Here is a 16,850-nt window from a genome sequence, read left to right on the forward strand (position 1 = left end):
GGGGGATGCGGTGCGAGAATTCGCAGAGTTTCTGTTCGGACTCTCCGTCAAGGAACCGCGTGAATACCGCCGCCTGATGCGCATCCGCGGCCGGATCTTCACCCGGCTCGCTCCGCTGCGAGCGGAGATCGTGCGCTCCTCCGAGCCGATCCCGTTCGACGAGCTCGATCGCTCCGCGTTCCGACCGCTGCGTGCCGGTGCCGCTTGGGGCTCGACCTTCGATTGCGCCTGGCTGCGCATCACGGGCGAGGTACCAGCCGGTGTCACGGACCCCGTGGTGATGCTCGGCATCCGCGGCGAGGGACTGGTGCACTCGAACACGGGCGAGCTGCTCGACTCGGTGAGCACCGTCTTCCAGCAGGGGGACCTTCCGCACAGCGGCGGCAGGTTCCGACCGATTCAGGTCGACACGACGGGGAGCATCGAGCTGTTCGCCGATGTCACCTACAACGGCTTCATCCTCTACGAGGTCGGCCGCACCGCGTATCACGGCGCTTTCGTCGCGAGCCGGGACGACGACACCTACGCGCTGTACTACGACTACCTGACCCTGCTCGGGCTCGCCAATGCGACCGATGATTCCGTGCTCGAGGCCGAGCTGCGGCGAGCGCTGCGCGACTCGTTCACGAACTTCGCGCGGGATGACGTCGCCGGCGCCCGGCGCTCGCTGGCACCCAGCCTCGCCGCCGAGTCCGAGAGCGTGTTCGAGTACAGCGCCATCGGCCACGGTCACCTCGACATGGCCTGGCTGTGGCCGCTGCGGGAGACCCGGCGCAAGGCCGCTCGCACCTACGTGCGAGCGCTCAACACGATCGAGCGCCGGGCGGAGTACATCTACGGCACGAGCCAGCCGCAGCAGATGCTGTGGATGAAGCAGCGTCATCCCGCACTCTTCGAACGGTTGAAGAAGGCTGTGGCCGACGGCCGGGTCGAGATCCAGGGCTCGTTCTGGGTGGAACCCGACACCAACCTGCCCTCGGGGGAGTCGCTCGTGCGGCAGGCGATCGTCGGCCGGCGGTTCCTCAGGCAAGAGTTCGGCCTCACCGATGAGCAGCTGCGGCTGTGCTGGCTGCCCGATACCTTCGGCTACAACGGCAACCTGCCGCAGATCCTGAAGGGGAGCGGGATGGACTGGTTCCAGACGATCAAACTCGCCTGGAACAAGGTCAACGACTTCCCGCACCGCAGCTTCCACTGGCAGGGCATCGACGGCTCGAGCGTGCTGGTGCACATGCCGCCCGAGGGCGACTACAACAGCCGCGGAGCCGCGGACAACCTGCTCACAGGGCTCGCGAAGTACCCCGAGAAGGCGCTGGGTACCGCGCTGCTCGTCTACGGCTCGGGCGATGGAGGCGGCGGCCCGAACGAGATCCACCACGAGGTCACTACGCGCGAGCGCAGCCTGCGCGGCCTGCCGAAGGTGGTGCAGTCCACCGCGAGCGACTTCTTCCGCCGGCTTGAGAAGCTCGACGTGACCCACACCCACGCGGGCGAGCTGTACCTCGAGACCCACCAGGGCACGTACACGACCCAGGGCCAGATCAAGCGGCACAACCGGCTCGTCGAGCGCAAACTGCACAACGTGGAGGCGCTTGCGGTGATCACGGGCGACGACAGTCGGCCCGTGCTCGAGGAGCACTGGCGCGAGGTGCTGCTGAACCAGTTCCACGACATCATCCCGGGTTCCTCGATCGCGCGGGTGAACCGCGAGGCGATCGAGACCTACGAGCGCATCGAGGGGGAGCTCGACGCGTATGCCGACACACTCGTCGCGAAGCTGCCCACCGGCGCGGGGCAGACGGCGCTCAACCTCACGAGCTTCCCGCGGTCCGAGGCGATCAAGGTCGGTGAGGAGTGGTTCCGGGCCGAGGTTGAACCGTACGCGACCGCGTCGATTACCCCCGACGCCCCGCACCCCGAGCTCGCCTTCACGGCTGACACACTCAGCAACGGCCTGTTGACCCTGCGCTTCGGGGCGAGCGGAGAGATCGTGTCCTGCGTCGACGCGTCGGGAGTTGAGCATGCGGGCGACGGTCTCAACCGGCTCGTGGTGCACAAAGACCCGTACGTCTGGCCGTTCAACGCCTGGGACATCAAGGTCGACTACTTTGAGAAGGCCCCGCGCACCCTGCCGCTCACCGCGTCGAGCAGCTTCGTGGATGGCGCCACCGTCGTGCGGCACCAGACCTACCGCGGCCGCAAAGTCACCGTCGAGCAGCGCGTCAAGCTCGAGGCGGGCGACGACGTGGTGCGCTTCTCGACAACAGTCGACTGGCACGAGAAACACCACATGCTGCGGGCCGAGTTTCGCCCCACGCACTACGGCGCCACGGCTAAGAGCGAGATCCAGTTTGGACACATCGACCGGGTTACCACCGAGAACGACTCGGTCGAGCGAGCGCAGTTCGAGACCTGTGCTCACAAGTGGATCGCCACCGAGAACACGAGCGGCGGTTTCGCGCTTCTCAACGACAGCAAGTACGGGCACCGGGCGAAGAAAGGCCTGATCAGCCTCAATCTGCTGCGCGCCCCCACCTATCCCGACAAGACCGCGGACCGCGGTCTGCATCACTTCACCTACGCCTTCACCCCGTTCGAGACCGGGGACCTGGCCAAAGTCGTGCGCGAGGGCTACCGTCTGAACTACCCGCTGCGGGTGACCGAGGGCAGCATCCTCGACAGCTTCGCCCGGGTCGATGACCCCGGCGTGATCATCGAGACGATCAAGGTCGCCGAGAGCGGCGGCGGTGTTGTGCTGCGGTTGTACGAGAGCCTGGGGCATCCCACAATCACGGCGCTACGGCTGGACCGCGCTTACACGACAGCCACCCTGACCAACCTGATCGAGGCACCGATCGGCGCGGCCGACCTCGAGCGGCTGGAGTTCCGTCCGTTCGAAATCAAGACGATCCTGCTGGGGGACTGATGAGCATTGCAGCGCTGTCGACTCGGAAGCAGAGCCTGTCGATCGTCACGGCCGGTTTCGGCCAGAACTTCGTGCTCACGACAGTGTCGACCTTCATGCTGGTCTACCTGCTGCAGTACGCGGGCATTTCGACCGCGGGCATGGCGGTCGTCACCCTCATCATCACGGCGGCGAAGATCACCGACGCGATCCTCGACCCGGTCATGGGCGGCATCATCGATATGACGCGCACCCGCTGGGGAAAGCTGCGCCCGTACATCCTGTTCTCGGCGCTGCCGGTCGCCGTGCTGTCGGGGCTGCTGTTCTCGGTGCCCGATACGGAGGAGCCGCTCAAGCTGCTCTACTTCGGCATCTGCTACGTGCTCTGGGGCCTCGCCTATACGGTCTGCGACGTGCCGTTCTGGGGCCTCATCGGTTCCGCCTTCACCGACCCGACCGCACGCACGAAGGTCATCGGCAACGTGCGTGCCTTCGGCGCCATCGCGCTCGGCGTCTCCACGCTCGGCATGCCGTGGATCGCGCGCTTCTTCAGCTTCGGCGAAGAGACCACCAGCCAGGGCTGGTCGATCGCCGCCTTCGTCACCTCCCTGTTCGGGATGACGCTATTCCTCCTCGCCTTCTTCAACACCCGCGAGCGTCAGACCGAGGCGGTCAGCACGGGACTCTCGATGCGCCAGCTGTTCTCGACCCTGGTCAAGAACACCCCGCTGCTCATGGTGCTGCTCGGCTCCGTGCTCGGCTTCGGTCGCTTCATCGTGCAGGCTGGCGGCGCGGTCTTCGTCGTGATCGCGTACGGCGACGAAGGCACCTTCACCCTCGTCGGCGCGGCCATCATCGCGGGCATGGTGCTGTCCTCCTTCGCGACACCGCTGCTGCTGAAGCTCGTCTCGGCGAAGAACCTCGTCGTCGGCAGCTCGGTCGTCGCGGCGGGCCTATACCTCGGCATGTACTTCGCGGGCTTTGAGAATCTGGTCGTCATCCTCGTCTTCATCTTCCTCACCGGCTTGACCCTCGGCATCTTCCTGGTCGTGCAGGCGACGATGATCGCCGATTCGGTGGATGACGTGGAGCGCCGGCTCGGGGTGCGCAATGACGGCATCTCCTTCGCCACGCTGACCTTCGTCTCGAAGATCATGAATGCACTGGCCGTGCTCGTCTTCGGCATCTTCATCGTCGCGACCGGCTACGAGAACGGCGTCACGATCACGAGCGGCATGCAGGACACGATCTTCGCGTCGATCACGCTCGTGCCGGCGATCAGCTGCCTGATCTCGGCCCTGCCGTTCCTGTTCTACCGGCTCGGCGGGCCACGGACTCGCTGAGGCTCTCGCGCCCCGAGCGGGACTCGGCGATTGCAGGCCCGAAGTCGACCTCACGGCCGTCGACCGAGTAGCGGTAGCGGGCCAGCCGCGTGACTCCGGGCGAGGTCTCGAAGAATTCTCCGAGCTCAGCGCGCTCCGAGTCGCTCAGCCAGGCGAGCGGATCGGAGGTCGAGCGGAAGCCTGCGACGCGGGCGGCATCCACAATCACCTGCTTCTGGGGCTCGGTCAGAGTCGTGCCGGTGCTGCGGAAGAAGGCGACGTCGGGATCGACCTGGAAGAGGTCGCGCATCCAGAGCCGTTCGACCGAGGCTGCGAAACCGTTCAAGCCGCCCTCGTGGCTCGGGTCGGAGATCGTGGCCGGCTTCGCCCAGTCGGAGCCGGTGTCGGGGCCGACCCGGGCACCGTCGAGAACACCGATCGAGGGGATGAGCGGCGCGCCACAGCCGAGCAGGTAGACATCGGGCCCGACGACCTCGCGAATGAGTTCGAGCGCCTCGCGGTAGACCCGCTCGCGCGGAATGTTCTCGTGACGCACGCCGACCAGGGCGCCCGCGTAGAGGAAGTCGAGTTTGAGGTACTGGAACCCCCAACCCGTCACCTCGGCGAACACGGCGCGCAGGTGCTGCTGCACCTCGGGGTGCGTGGTGTCGAGGGCGAAGTAGTGCGACTCCCAGTTGAAGCCGGCGACGAGCGGTTGGCCGCTCTCGTTGTGCACCAGCCAGTCGGGATGTTCCGTGGCCAGCGTCGATCCGGGCAACGCGATCAGCGGCGCAAGCCAGAGGCCGGGGAGGGAGCCGCGATCCCGAATCTGGTCTGCCAGCCCGGACATCCCGGTAGGGAACCTCTCGTTCGGCGTCCAGTCGCCGACCACAGTCTCCCAGCCGTCATCGATCTGGATGACGTCGAGCGGAAGCGACCCCAGCTCGTCGATCGTGTCGCGCAGGGTCGTCTCGTCGATGTCCTCGAAGAACGAGTACCAGCTGCACCACAGCGTCTCGATGGGACGTGCGAGCGGCGTCCCCAGCCGGTCGGTCAGTAGTTCGGCGTAGCGGGCGAACACCGTCACTTCGTCGCCGAGGCCGACGAACCACTCGACCGGCTCCTCGGAGTAGCCCCACAACGTATCGACGGACGCGCCGACGCGCGGTGAGCCGAGGCCGAGAGCGCCGAGCAGTAGCACCCGTCCGTCGGCCAGGTCGAGCGCGCCTACGGCGCTGCCCTCGTGCCGGGTGGGGTCATCGTGGGCCGCGTCGTCAGCGGTGAGGGTGCGGCCCGGGTCGCCGTAGATCCGCATGGGGCTCTCGGCGAGTGGCGACCAGCCGGTGGGTGACCAGGAGTTCCAGCCGTGCCGGTAGAAGGTGAGGGCGCCGGGATGCTTGATCTCTACCGGACCGGCGGGAGCGATCCAGCCGCCATCGACGGGAACGATGGCGTTGGAGTCGATCAGATCCTCAAGCACCTCGGAAGTCTAGGGAGAGGGGGCTGCGGCCGCGAGAATCGTGCAGTCGGAGTGCTCGGCTAACGTGGGTCCATGACAGCCTCTCAGCTCACCCGCGAGGATCTCGAGCTGATCTCCGCGCCCAGCACGTACACGGTCACGCCCGTCGACGACGGATTCGACCTGTCGGACGCGCGCGGGGACATTCGCTACAAGGTTCGTCCGGGCTGGCGGGTGTCCCGCTCGGAGCGCTCCGGGCCGTTCATCGATGTGTTCTCGGCGTCGGGCGGAGCGGCTGTGCAGCGGTACCTGTTGCTCCGCTTTGCCGCCGACGTCCGCCTGGGACACGACCTGCCGTGGCTGCACCCTGAGCAGCGCGAGATCGCTCCGGGCTTCACCATCGAGTCGACCGACGAAGGGCAGCTCCTGCACGGTCCCGACGGCGTGGCCGAGTGCTTCCGACCCGGTAACCCCGGCCTCTACGAGGCGACAACCTTCTCGTGGCTGGCTCGCGCAGATGTCGCCGACCTGCTCCGTTCACTGCTCGATGCGGCGGGGGAGCCGCTGCTCGCGGCCTGGGTGCAGCGACCGATTCCCCGTATCGCCGTAAAGCGTCTCGCGTGGAACGGCACGGCGGAAGTGCCGGCGGTCATCGTCTATACACAACCGGACTACACGACGCATCGTGTCACCGTCACGATCGGCAGGGACTCGTGGACGTCCGACGGCCCCGATGCCTTCGCTGCGCTCGACGGTGTGCGCGAGCAGCTCGAACCACTCGGCATATCGTTGCTCGTCGAGGGCGCTCGGGTCGGGAGCTACCCGAGTGGCATGCAGCGCGATCAGGGCAGCGGTCTCGTCGTCTACCGGATGGAGCCGGGCGCCAAGCCCACCCAGCGCGACGTGCGCGACACTTTCGGCGCGGTCGGGCGGGACGAGGTGGGCAGCATCGCCGAGCAGGTGAGGTTCTTCCGCGACTGGCTCGCCTGAGACACTCAAAACCAGAATGTGTACACTGTCCACATGATGACGATGGTGCTCATCCCGGGCGGCGGCGGCAACGCCTCGTTCTGGTACCGGCTCGCTCCTCTGCTGCGCGAGCGCGGCTTCGAGGTGCTCACGCCGCAGCTGCCGTCGGGGGATGAGGCGGCCGGGGTCGACCAGTACGCGGACGCCGTGATCGACGCGATAGGGGAGCGGGACGACGTCATCCTCGTCGCGCAGTCACTCGGTGGGTTCACCGCGGCGGCCGTCGCCAACCGCGCGCCGGTGAGGCTGATCGTGTTCGTCTCCGCGATGGTGCCGGTTTCCGGCGAGACCGCGGGGGAGTGGTGGGCCGCCACCGGCCAGGCTGACGCAGCGCGCACCCAGGCGGTGCGCGAAGGACGCGACCCCGACGCCGAGTGGGACGACGCCGAGATCTTCTACCACGACCTGTCCGCCGACGTACTCGAGGAGGTACTGGCCGAGGGAGACCTGCCGCAGTCGATGACGCCGTTCGCATCAACGGTGGATGACGACACCTGGCGCACCGTTCCCGTGCGAGCCGTTGCGGGGGCGCACGACCGGCTCTTTCCGATCGACATGATGACCCGCGTCAATCACGAGCGTCTCGGCGTCGCGACGGATGTCATTGACAGCGGCCATCTCGCGGCGCTGTCCCAGCCGGAGAAGTTGGTCGAACTGCTCGCCGGCTACGCGACTAGCCTGCGGCCTTCGTGATGAGGTCGATGATCGCCTTCTCGTCGACCTTCGTGATCTTCGTGAGAGCGTAGGCGGTCGGCCAGAAGCTGCCGTCGTCGAGCTTCGCCGTGTCGTTGAAGCCGAGGGTCGAATAGCGGGCCTTGAACTTTGTGGCGGCCTGGAAGAAGATCACGATCGCGCCGTCGAGAGCCCACCCGGGCATGCCGTACCAGGTCTTCGGGCTGAGGTTCGGTGCGTGCTTCGTGACCAACTCATGGATCTTCTCGGCGATCGCGCGCTCATCGTCGGGCATCTCGTTGATGCGGTCGAGCACGTCCTGCGTGAAGTCGGCCTGCTTGGCCTGCGCCTTGAGCTCCTTGGCGCGATCCTTCATCGCGGCGCGCTCCTCGGCGGAGAAAGTGTCTGCCATGATCCTGCCTTTCGTGTTGTTGGCTCAACTTTATTCATCGCCGCAAGATTGCACTTCTCCGGAACTGCTCGATGTCGGTGGCGTCTTCTACTTTCTGGTTCATGGGACGCATACTCTTCGACACCGCGACCACGATCAACGGGTGGATCGCCGACACCGACAACTCTCTCGCCTGGCTGTTCACCGTCGATGGGGGAGACCATCCGGACGATGGTCTCTTTCCGAGCGGGGCGACGGTGATGGTCGAGGGCTCCACCACCTACGAGTGGGTGCTGGCCGAGTCCGAGATCCTGAACCACCCCGAGAAGTGGACTGAGTTCCACGGCGACAAGCCGGTGTTCGTCTTCACCACTCGCGAACTGCCGGTGCCTGAGGGCGCTGACATTCGTTTTCTTCGTGGCTCGGTCGCCGATGCGTTGCCCGCCATTCGTGCGGCGGCCGGCGACGGCGACATCTGGGTTGTCGGGGGTGGCGACCTGGCGGGCCAGTTCCTCGACGCCGGCGCGCTCGACCGCATCGCGCTCTCGGTCGCGCCCGTGGCGCTCGACGGCGGGGCGCCGCTGTTGCCGCGGCGGGTGGAGTCCGATCGGCTGACTCTTGTCTCCGCCGACAAGGTCGGACAGTTCGCGCGGCTCGTGTACGACGTGGTGCCGGTTCGCTAGTCGTCATCCCAGCGCAGGATGTCGCCCGGCTGGCACTCGAGCACGCGACAGATCGCGTCGAGGGTGGAGAAGCGGATGGCGCGCGCCCGACCGTTCTTGAGCACGGCCACGTTGGCGGGCGTGATGCCGATGGCGGTCGCGAAATCGCCGACCGACATCCGCCGCTCGACGAGAAGCTGGTCGATGAGGATGCGCACGGCCACTAGACGACCTCGTCGAGCTCGAGTCGCATGAATGCCGCCTGGCGCAGCAGGGAGCGCAGCACGAGGACGACGAGCGTGACGGCAGCTCCGGCGATGATGCCGCCGAGCGCAGCGAGTACGAGAGCGGGTGGCCCGGGCAGCAGGGGAATCACCACGACGATCGTGAGCGTCGCGAGGATGAGCGAGATCGCGAGCGCGTTGACGAGTCGCAGCGCCGACCGGTCGAAGATGCGGCCGCGGTCAATGGACGAGACCAGGAGTGCAGTGATGAGCAGCACGGCTTCGACGCAGAAGCCGAACACGAGCGCGGCGGCGACGAGCGGCGCTTCGAGGTGAGCGAACTCGGGGTACAGCTGGGCCATGGACTGCGCCGTGGTTACCACGACGACCTCAGCGAGGATGACACCGATTGCCAGGGCGCCGAGTGCGATCCAGGTCAGCACGGCGGTGACGGGGGAGGGGCGATACTGGAGGAGGTCCATCTATCGATCATCGATAGTAAGCTATCGAATGTCAATAGGTGGTCGAGCGCCACAAGACGCATCGCCGTCGAGACCAGGCGTGACGCGTCGACGTTCTGATCGCCGTAGTCTGAGGAGTACAGCTCGATGAACGCCTTAGGGACAGGGATCCGCCAGTGACGACATCTTCGACGACTGGCAGTTCACCGGCGGCGCCTGCGGCACGGCGCGAGCGACCCGTGTGGATCACTTCGGTTGCAGTCGCGCTTGCGGTCGGTGGTTATCTGATCGCGGCAGCGCTGATATCCAACTCCAGTGATCCGTCGGACGAGGTGAGCTCGTACCTCGCGGCGATCGCCGACGGTGATGCTTCCACCGCCGCGCACATTGTCGACCCTGGCGCGTCCGGAAACGATGCGGCGTACTTAACCGATGACGTCCTTGGTGCCGCCACCGAGCGTATCGAGGTGGTGTCTGTCATCACGACCAGGCGTGAGGGTGACACCGCGGAGGTGACGGCTGTGATGAAGCTTGCCTCGAAGACCTTCAACCACACGTTCACCGTGACGCGCGATGCGGGTTCGTACTGGCTGCTGCGGCCGGGATGGCACCCGGACGCGCCGCTGACGGTCAGCGCCACTGTGACCGCACTCGACAGGATTTCCCTCACCGGCATGAAGCAGGTCAATTTCGCCGGGAACCAGCTCGAGCTCGCAGTGAGCGATATTCCCGGGGTGTCTGCGGACTCCGAGTCGGAGTCGGTGCAGGTGTATCCCGCCGTCTACGACCTGACCGGACCGGAGCTCGGCACGTACTTCTCGGTCGAGAGCACTGAACTGGTGGCCCTGCCGCCGACGGCGACGGCCGCACTCGCGGTGGCGGCAACGGGGGAGCTGCAGACGGCCCTGCTGGATGCGGCGAACGTGCAAGCCAACGCCTGTGTCGAACCCGGAACCTCCACGGATGCCGCCTGTCCTGTGTTCCTGAGGCAACAGGATCCGTCGACCACCGGGGTCATCCGGGCGCCGTACAACCTGTCTTTTCGGACCGACCACCGATTTATGGTCAATGTCAAGTTCTGGTATGGGCCGGAGGGGGCAAGATCGTCCGGGGGCGGCGCGACGGTCTACACGACTGATCTGATCGGCAAGTACACGGTCACCGGCGACGATGTGACGGTCGAGCTCACCACCTGGGAGGACCTATAACCTTTACTTGACATAATGTACATTATCAGCGCACAGTCCAGGAGCGGCTATAGCCCGAGGAACGTCTCCAACGCCTCAACCACCAGCGCGTGATCGTCGGCTTGCGGCAGACCGGACACGGTGACTGTTCCGACGAGACCGGCATCACGAATCACGATGGGAAAAGAGCCGCCGTGCGCGGCGTACAGCGACAGCGGCAGTCCGGTGACCTCATTGAAATTCGTGCCGGCGAGCACGTGGCGACGTCCCACGAGGAACGAGCTGGCGGCGTAGCGCCTCACGGTGCGGATCTTGCGAGCGATCCAGTCGTCGTTGTCTGCCGTGGTTCCGGGCATTGCCGCATGGAACACCTGCTGGTCGCCCTTGGTGATGTCGATGGTGATGCCGAGCGAACGCTCCTGCCCGAGCCCGACGATCAGGCTGCCGAGCCGCCAGGCGTCATCGTGCGTGAACGTGATGAACTGCAGGCGCTCCTGCTGCTCCTCGATACGGGCGATCAGGTCTGCGACTTCACTTGACATAATGTAATTTCTTTCGGGTCAACAGGACGGAAGCTGGCGCCGCACCAGGTCGATCAGTTCGGCGGGCTCGTAGGGATCGGTGGTGCTCAGCAGCTCACTGAGCGTCCACCAACGACTCTCGAGCACATCGACGTGCTCCTCGGGTGTCCAGTGCGCGCTCGACGGTTCGAACGCATCGACGACGGCCGTGTAGAACTCCGCATGACCCGTGGCATGGTCGGCGTCATCCCACTTCACGACAAAATCGTGCGCCCAGACCGGCTCCCCCAGCGGCACGTTCTCGAGCCCGGTCTCCTCGTACAGCTCGCGGATCGCGCCGGCGAGGTGGTCCTCTCCGGGATCCACTCCCCCGCCGGGCGTGAGCCAGCGCGCGCTGCCACTGGTATCCGGAGCTTTTGTCAGAAAAAGCAGCACACGATCGTCGCGGTCGAACAGCAGAATGCGTGATGTCAATCGGTGGATGCCCGCAGCCGCGGCCCCGCGAAGCTCCCCCATCACGAGCCCCCGTTAATCGACCAGCTGGAGCCGCCGTCGCTGCGGGGCGTCTCGTCCTCGTCCGTCGTGTCGATGAGCTCGGTCGGCTGGTCCGCGGAGTCCGAGGTCCCGATGAGCTGGGTCGGAACGTCGGCCGCCGAGGTCCTGAGAAGCTCGGTCGGAGCGTCGGCCGTGGGCATCTCGGTTAGGCGGATTGCCTCGAAGTGCTGGGTAGGCGTGAACATGTCGTCGATGCTGTCGAGGTCGCCGAAGTCCTCCGCGGGTGCCGCAGGAGCGACGGGTGTGGCGACGGCGACGCGTTTGCCGGGCGCGCGGGCCGGTGCGCGGGTGCGCAGCAGCACGAAGACGAAGGCCGCTGCCGCCGCGAGGAACAATAGTCCCGCAAGGATGAGCGCCCAGACCGGCAGGAACACGGGCTGCACGGCTCCGTCGAAGGCTCCGGCCGGGGCGGATTCGAAGGTCGCCGGCGCCGCCTCGCCGACGGAGACTCCCCCGGCGATCGCCTCGTCGGGCACGAAGGTCGCGGAGACCGTGTAGTTCTTGCCGGGCTCGAGTCCGGAGGTGATCGGCAGGGCCGTCGGTTCTTCGAGGCTGCCAGCCTGCGCTGCGGTCGCGGTGAAGACCTCGCTGCCGTCCTCAGCCGTCACAACCGCCGTCCACTCCCCCGCGGGTGCGCGGTCATACAGCTTCGTGTAGGCACCACCGAGGGTGGCTTCGATGGTCGGAACGGGGTAGCGCGCCGGGTCGGCCACTACCGCGATGCTGCTCGTCACGCCGAGCGGGGTGATCGTGATGGTGGCGGCGTTGCGGGTTGTGCTTGCAGCGAGCTCGGAGCCGCCGGCCGGCACGAAGGTGGCGGTGACGGTGTGCTCGCCCGCGACGAGGGTGGGCTGGTCGGCGGGCTGGGCGAAGTAGGCGTACCCACCGAGCGCGATGGGCAGGTCCTCGACATACGGCTCGGTCGAGCCGTCGAGGAAGATCGAGACGGTTCCGTTGGAGGCCTCAACCGGCGTGGGGAACTCGGCGTTCGAAACTCGGATCTCGAGCAGCCACGGCGCGCCGAACTCCGCGTCGGCCGTGGTCCCGTCGAATACGGTGCGTGTGCTCGCGTCCTCGGCGAAGGCGGGCGTCGCGGTTGCGCCCAGGGCCAGGACGGAGATCGCGGCGGCGGCGAAAAGCCTGGTCAGCTTCTTCATGCGCTCACCGTCTCCCGGGTCGCCGGCGAAGCGCGGCGCGAGCGCACGATAATGAACGCCGTCGCCGCGATGAGAGTGAGCAGCGCGATCGAGTACAGCCAGACCGCCCAAGCGGGAAGGCTGGGTCCGGTCGGCCCGCCTTCCTCCTGGTCGACGCCATCGCCGGGCGTGGGAACCGCTGGAGCCGCTTCCTCATCGGGTGCGGGGATGGTGAAGGTCGTGGTTTCGGGCTGTGTGATCGCGAAGTTTCCGGCCGCAGCGGTGTCGGGCACGAAGCTCGCCTCGACCACGAACTCGGTGCCGGGCGGCGGAGTGAGCCAATACTTCGAGGCGGAGGAACGCACCCCCGCATCCTGCACGAGTCGTGACTCGTAGACGACTTTGCCGGTGTCGTCGGTTCCGGTGAACGTCCAGGTGCCTGCGGGCATCGGCGCCGAGACCGGGTCCTGAAAGTAGTCGAGCTCGGCGACGAACCGGCCCGTAAGGGCAGCGCTCAGGATGACGTTCGACGGGTTCGCGGGATCCGGTGTGACGGTCAGGATCGAGCCGAGTTTCGCGGGGGTCACTGTCAGTTGCGCCGGGACATCCGTCTGCGCGGTGCCGCCGCTCACCGCACCCAGACGTTCGATTCGCGCGGTGAAACTGTGCTTGCCCGCGGGCATCGGGGCCAGGTTGAACACCTGCGAGTAGAGAGGAATCACGATGGGCACGTCGTCCACTGACGTGGGCATCGCCCCGATCACCTTGCCGGTTGCACCGTTCAGCAGGGTGACCTTGGATTCGCACTCGCAGGGCTCGGTGACGTCGCCTCGCAGCTCGAAGAACCACGACTCGCCGTACTCGATGGTGAGCGAGGTCTGGCCGCCGAATGCGAGGTCGAAGTCTCCGGATGCGGCTGCCGACGACGCGCCAGCCGTCACCCCGAACGCGACGACGGCCACCGCGGTGGCCAGGGCTCGCGTCAGAAAGCGGCGTCTCATGCGCTCACCCTAGCCGCGCTCGACGGGCAGGTAGCGCGACCACCACTCGAGGATCGCGTCGAAGCGCTCGACGCGGTGGCGCGGGCGACCGCTGCGCGTGAGTTCATGGTTCTCCCCCGGGAAGATGAGCAGTTCGGATTCCACGCCTCGCCCCTTGAGCGTTGCGTAGTACCTCTCAGCCTGCCCGAGCGGGCAGCGCAGGTCATCACTCGAATGGATGACAAAGGTCGGGGTCGTGACGAGGTGCGCGACGGCCTGGGGGCTCTGCGCGCGGATCGCCTCGGGGTCGGTGCCGAGGTACTCCTGGCCGAAAAAGTCGCCGATGTCGCTCGTTCCGGGAAACACCTCGGGATCGAGGAAGCCGCGCTCGACGATCGCCGCCGCGAACCGGTCGTCGTGCGCGATGGTCCACGCGGTCAGGTAGCCGCCGTAAGAGCCGCCCAGAATTCCGACGCGCTTTCCGTCGAGGCTGGGTTCTGCCGCGATCGCCCCATCGAGGAAGTCGATCACGTCGGTGTAGTCGAGGGTGCCCATGCGCTTCAGCGTGGCCCGGCCGTGCGCCTCGCCGTAGCCGGCGGCTCCACGCGGGTTGCAGTAGACGACCGCGTAACCGGCGTCAGCATAGACCTGGGTCTCGTCGAACAGTCCCACTCCGTACGACGAGAACGGCCCGCCGTGAATCATGAGCAGCACGGGATGCGGCCCCTCGCCCGCCGGCGCCGTGACCCAGCCGTGTACGAGTGATCCGTCTGCGGCCTCGATCTCGAGTTCCCGGGACGGCAGGATTCCCGCCTCGCGCGCCGCGGCGCCGAAGTCGGTCAGCATGCGCAGGTCATCGCCCGCGAGCACGGCGATCTCACCGCTGGACTGCGGCGTCGCGAAGCTCACGGCGATGGTGCCGCCGCTCGAGTCCTCGCCAGAGACGAGCACGTCGCCCGTGGTGAGCGCTCGCGAGCCCGTGGCCGAGATCTCGTGCAGCTGAGCGCGTCCCCGGGTGCGGCGTGCGGCGATAACGCTCGCTTCGCCGTGCGGGGTGAGCGTGGTGCCAGCCTCGCCGAAATCCTCGTCGACCGGGCTGAGCAACGCCGCCCTTGACCCGTCGAGAGAGTAGACCCCGGCGCTCCGGCCCACGAAGTCGCGACCGGATGCGCCCATGTTCTGCGCGGTGACGAAGATCGTGTCGTCAGCGGTGACCGCGACGGCGCCGAACGAAAGGGGCGAGCCGGGATCGCTGAGCTGGCGTGCCGCTCCCCCGGACCTCGGCACCTGCCAGAGCTGCGACCGCAGGTCGACGTCGCGCTCGTCGTGCAGGGCGCTCACATAGATGAGGTCGTTACCCCGCCAGTCGAAGGATCCGACGTCCGCGTCGGCGGACGTCAGTTGGACGGCGGACGTCACGGAAGGCGCAGCGGCCCCGAGCACGCTCGGCGCGGCCGGGTAGTCGGGCTCGCCGTCGATCGGGGGCACGTCGAGCACAAAGAGCTGTACGCGGCGATCCCGGGTGTAGCCCGTGCCGTTGGACTTGTAGCGCAGGGTGGTGATGCGCCGCGGCGACTCGGCTCCCGCGTCGAGACCGTCGACCGTGCCGTAGCGCCCGTGCTGCGGGTCACGACTGGTGAAGGCGAGGGCAGTGCCATCCCGAGACCAGCGGAAGGCGGAGACACCGAGGGCGCGGTCGGTGAGGCGCAGGGGTTCTCCCCCGGTCGCTGCCACGAGGTGCAGCTGGGCGGCGCCGCCAGACGACGCTCGCAGGAAGGCGATAAGCGCACCATCGGGCGAGAAGGCGGGCGCCGTATCGCGGAAGCCGCGGGTCAAGCGTCGTGGCAGGGCCGAGCCATCTGTCGAGGCGACCCAGAGCTGGCCGACCGTGGCGTCGGCCCCGAGGTCGGGACGCGTGGTCGAGAAGACGACCGTTGTGCCGGTGGGATCGAGGCTCGGTGCCGAGACCGAGACCAGCAGGGGCAGTTCGATCGCTTTCACGAGCGCCTACTTGGAGCCGAGGAAGTCCGTGACGTCCCCGACGTATCGGGTGTTGTTCTCGGGCACCGGTTCGACCGCAGCGAGGGTGACCTCGGCCGCGAACTCGCCGACGTTGTACAGGCGACCGGCGGCCTCCTTGCGGGCGCCGATGGCTCCCGGGTTGGCGCGCTCGAGCAGGGTTGCCGTGATGGTTCCCTCGATCATGTCGCCGGAGACGACGACGAAGCCGATGCCCTTCTCGGTGAGTTCGGGGATAAGGGCGCGCAGGGCATCCTCACCCGCACGCTTGCTCAGGGCGACCGGCACGTACTCGGGCATGGTCTCGACGGTCTTGATGAAGTGCGCCTGGTGGCTCGTCACGAATACCACGCGTGAACCGGGGGCGAGAAGCGGCAGCGCCGCAGTCAGCACGTTGACCTGGGCGTCGCGGTTGAGGGTCATGGCGTAGTCGGCCGCCATGCCGCTCTCCATGCCGCCCGAGGCGTTCAGCACGAGAATGTCGAGGCCGCCGTACTGCTTCTCGACCGCGTCGAAGAGGGTGGTGACGGATGACGGATCCGTGAGGTCTGCGCCGACCGCGATGGCCTCGCCGCCCTCGGCCTCGATCTCTGCGACGAGCTTGAGCGCGCGCGCCTCCTTGTTGCGGAAGTTCACCACGACCCGGGCTCCGGCGGCGGCGAGGTAGCGCACGGTGTCGGCACCGATGCCCCTCGAAGAACCAGTGACAAGGGCGCGTATGCCGGAGAGGGATCCGGTCTCGATGGGGGTGCTCACAGCACACGACACTACCAAGTCCCCCAGCCGGCGCACGAAGCGAGGTGCTAGTTTCGAAGCACAGCCGACACGCGAGAGGTGCCGATCGATGCCCATTGACTTCCTGGTGAATTACGCGTGGGTGATCTGGTTGGCTCTGATCCTCGTGTTCCTGGTCATCGAGATCTTCACCCTCGACTTCACCTTCCTGATGCTCGCCGTCGGAAGCGCCGGCGGCCTTGTCGCGAGCTTCCTGCCGATCCCGTTCTGGCTGCAGGTGATCATCGTCGCGGTGCTCGCCGTGCTCCTCATCTTCGCGGTGCGACCCCCGCTTCTGCGCCGTTTGCGGCACGGTGAGGACCCGACGCTCAGCAACCTCGACGCCCTCATCGGCATGGGCGGCACGGTCGCCACCGATTTCGTCGATGGATCCGGCTACGTCAAGCTCGCCAACGGCGAGACTTGGACCTCCCGCCTCTCCCCGATCTCCGAGGGCGCGACCCTCGAGTCCGGCCACAAAGTCTCCGTCATCTCCATCGATGGGGCGACAGCCGTTGTCGCTCCCGTAGAAAGGATCGCCCTGTGAACGACT

Annotated in this window: 17 protein-coding genes; 7 read left to right on the forward strand and 10 right to left on the reverse strand. The window is 66.9% G+C overall.

Going from position 1 to position 16,850, the window contains the following annotated elements; translation table 11 throughout:
* The first annotated feature begins 10 nt into the window (after positions 1 to 10).
* Positions 11 to 2,926 (forward strand): alpha-mannosidase, encoded by a 2,916-nt coding sequence (locus EYE40_RS03745; RefSeq protein WP_130980691.1) that lies wholly within the window; start codon positions 11 to 13, stop codon positions 2,924 to 2,926.
* Positions 2,926 to 4,248 carry an MFS transporter gene (locus tag EYE40_RS03750; protein ID WP_130980692.1) on the forward strand — a complete coding sequence of 441 codons (1,323 nt, stop codon included), beginning with the start codon at positions 2,926 to 2,928 and terminating at the stop codon, positions 4,246 to 4,248. Before EYE40_RS03745 ends, EYE40_RS03750 begins: the two co-directional genes overlap by 1 nt.
* Here the strand turns inward: EYE40_RS03750 and EYE40_RS03755 are convergent.
* Complete coding sequence (locus tag EYE40_RS03755; protein WP_130980693.1) at positions 4,184 to 5,707, reverse strand: glycoside hydrolase family 36 protein; 1,524 nt, start codon at positions 5,705 to 5,707, stop codon at positions 4,184 to 4,186. The two genes, EYE40_RS03750 and EYE40_RS03755, sit on opposite strands and share 65 nt — an antisense overlap.
* A gap of 72 nt (positions 5,708 to 5,779) precedes the next feature.
* Between EYE40_RS03755 and EYE40_RS03760 the strand changes: the two genes are divergently transcribed.
* Together EYE40_RS03760 and EYE40_RS03765 are read left to right on the forward strand one after the other, a co-directional pair.
* A complete protein-coding gene (locus EYE40_RS03760) occupies positions 5,780 to 6,676 on the forward strand; it encodes an Imm61 family immunity protein (RefSeq protein WP_130980694.1) in 897 nt (298 codons plus the stop codon).
* A 33-nt stretch (positions 6,677 to 6,709) separates the two neighbouring features.
* Positions 6,710 to 7,408 (forward strand): alpha/beta fold hydrolase, encoded by a 699-nt coding sequence (locus EYE40_RS03765; protein ID WP_130980695.1) that lies wholly within the window; start codon positions 6,710 to 6,712, stop codon positions 7,406 to 7,408.
* On the opposite strand, the gene EYE40_RS03770 is transcribed toward EYE40_RS03765, so the two are convergent.
* Positions 7,389 to 7,799, reverse strand: coding sequence for an iron chaperone (locus tag EYE40_RS03770; protein ID WP_130980696.1), 411 nt, complete (start codon positions 7,797 to 7,799; stop codon positions 7,389 to 7,391). The genes EYE40_RS03765 and EYE40_RS03770 overlap by 20 nt on opposite strands.
* A gap of 101 nt (positions 7,800 to 7,900) precedes the next feature.
* Between EYE40_RS03770 and EYE40_RS03775 the strand changes: the two genes are divergently transcribed.
* Positions 7,901 to 8,461, forward strand: coding sequence for a dihydrofolate reductase family protein (locus tag EYE40_RS03775; RefSeq protein WP_130980697.1), 561 nt, complete (start codon positions 7,901 to 7,903; stop codon positions 8,459 to 8,461).
* Here the strand turns inward: EYE40_RS03775 and EYE40_RS03780 are convergent.
* Positions 8,458 to 8,664, reverse strand: a complete 207-nt coding sequence (locus EYE40_RS03780; RefSeq protein ID WP_130980698.1) for a helix-turn-helix domain-containing protein — start codon at positions 8,662 to 8,664, stop codon at positions 8,458 to 8,460. The two genes, EYE40_RS03775 and EYE40_RS03780, sit on opposite strands and share 4 nt — an antisense overlap.
* A complete protein-coding gene (locus EYE40_RS03785; protein WP_130980699.1) occupies positions 8,664 to 9,146 on the reverse strand; it encodes a DUF2975 domain-containing protein in 483 nt (160 codons plus the stop codon). The genes EYE40_RS03780 and EYE40_RS03785 overlap by 1 nt, the downstream gene beginning before the upstream one ends.
* A 155-nt stretch (positions 9,147 to 9,301) precedes the next feature.
* Here EYE40_RS03785 and EYE40_RS03790 point away from each other — a divergent pair, with 155 nt between their 5' ends.
* Complete coding sequence (locus tag EYE40_RS03790; RefSeq protein ID WP_130980700.1) at positions 9,302 to 10,333, forward strand: hypothetical protein; 1,032 nt, start codon at positions 9,302 to 9,304, stop codon at positions 10,331 to 10,333.
* A gap of 47 nt (positions 10,334 to 10,380) precedes the next feature.
* Here EYE40_RS03790 and EYE40_RS03795 read toward each other — a convergent pair whose 3' ends face one another.
* Genes EYE40_RS03795 through EYE40_RS03820 form a run of 6 tightly spaced genes read right to left on the reverse strand, consistent with a single transcriptional unit; the run spans position 10,381 to position 16,279 of the window.
* Positions 10,381 to 10,854, reverse strand: a complete 474-nt coding sequence (locus EYE40_RS03795) for a heme-degrading domain-containing protein (protein WP_130980701.1) — start codon at positions 10,852 to 10,854, stop codon at positions 10,381 to 10,383.
* An 18-nt stretch (positions 10,855 to 10,872) separates the two neighbouring features.
* Entirely contained in the window at positions 10,873 to 11,307 is a 435-nt protein-coding gene (locus tag EYE40_RS03800) for an NUDIX hydrolase (protein WP_240034701.1), read from the reverse strand.
* A 41-nt stretch (positions 11,308 to 11,348) separates the two neighbouring features.
* Positions 11,349 to 12,545: a hypothetical protein gene (locus tag EYE40_RS03805; RefSeq protein ID WP_130980702.1), complete on the reverse strand. Its 1,197-nt coding sequence runs from the start codon at positions 12,543 to 12,545 to the stop codon at positions 11,349 to 11,351.
* A complete protein-coding gene (locus EYE40_RS03810) occupies positions 12,542 to 13,525 on the reverse strand; it encodes a hypothetical protein (RefSeq protein ID WP_130980703.1) in 984 nt (327 codons plus the stop codon). Before EYE40_RS03810 ends, EYE40_RS03805 begins: the two co-directional genes overlap by 4 nt.
* 9 nt (positions 13,526 to 13,534) lie before the next feature.
* A complete protein-coding gene (locus EYE40_RS03815) occupies positions 13,535 to 15,505 on the reverse strand; it encodes a S9 family peptidase (RefSeq protein ID WP_130980704.1) in 1,971 nt (656 codons plus the stop codon).
* A gap of 6 nt (positions 15,506 to 15,511) precedes the next feature.
* Complete coding sequence (locus EYE40_RS03820) at positions 15,512 to 16,279, reverse strand: SDR family oxidoreductase (RefSeq protein WP_130980705.1); 768 nt, start codon at positions 16,277 to 16,279, stop codon at positions 15,512 to 15,514.
* 88 nt (positions 16,280 to 16,367) lie between these two features.
* Between EYE40_RS03820 and EYE40_RS03825 the strand changes: the two genes are divergently transcribed.
* Positions 16,368 to 16,844 (forward strand): NfeD family protein, encoded by a 477-nt coding sequence (locus EYE40_RS03825; RefSeq protein WP_130980706.1) that lies wholly within the window; start codon positions 16,368 to 16,370, stop codon positions 16,842 to 16,844.
* Positions 16,845 to 16,850 lie beyond the last annotated feature (6 nt).

Origin of the sequence: Glaciihabitans arcticus (genome assembly GCF_004310685.1) — a bacterium.
In the GTDB taxonomy this organism is placed as follows: Bacteria; Actinomycetota; Actinomycetes; order Actinomycetales; family Microbacteriaceae; genus Conyzicola; species Conyzicola arctica.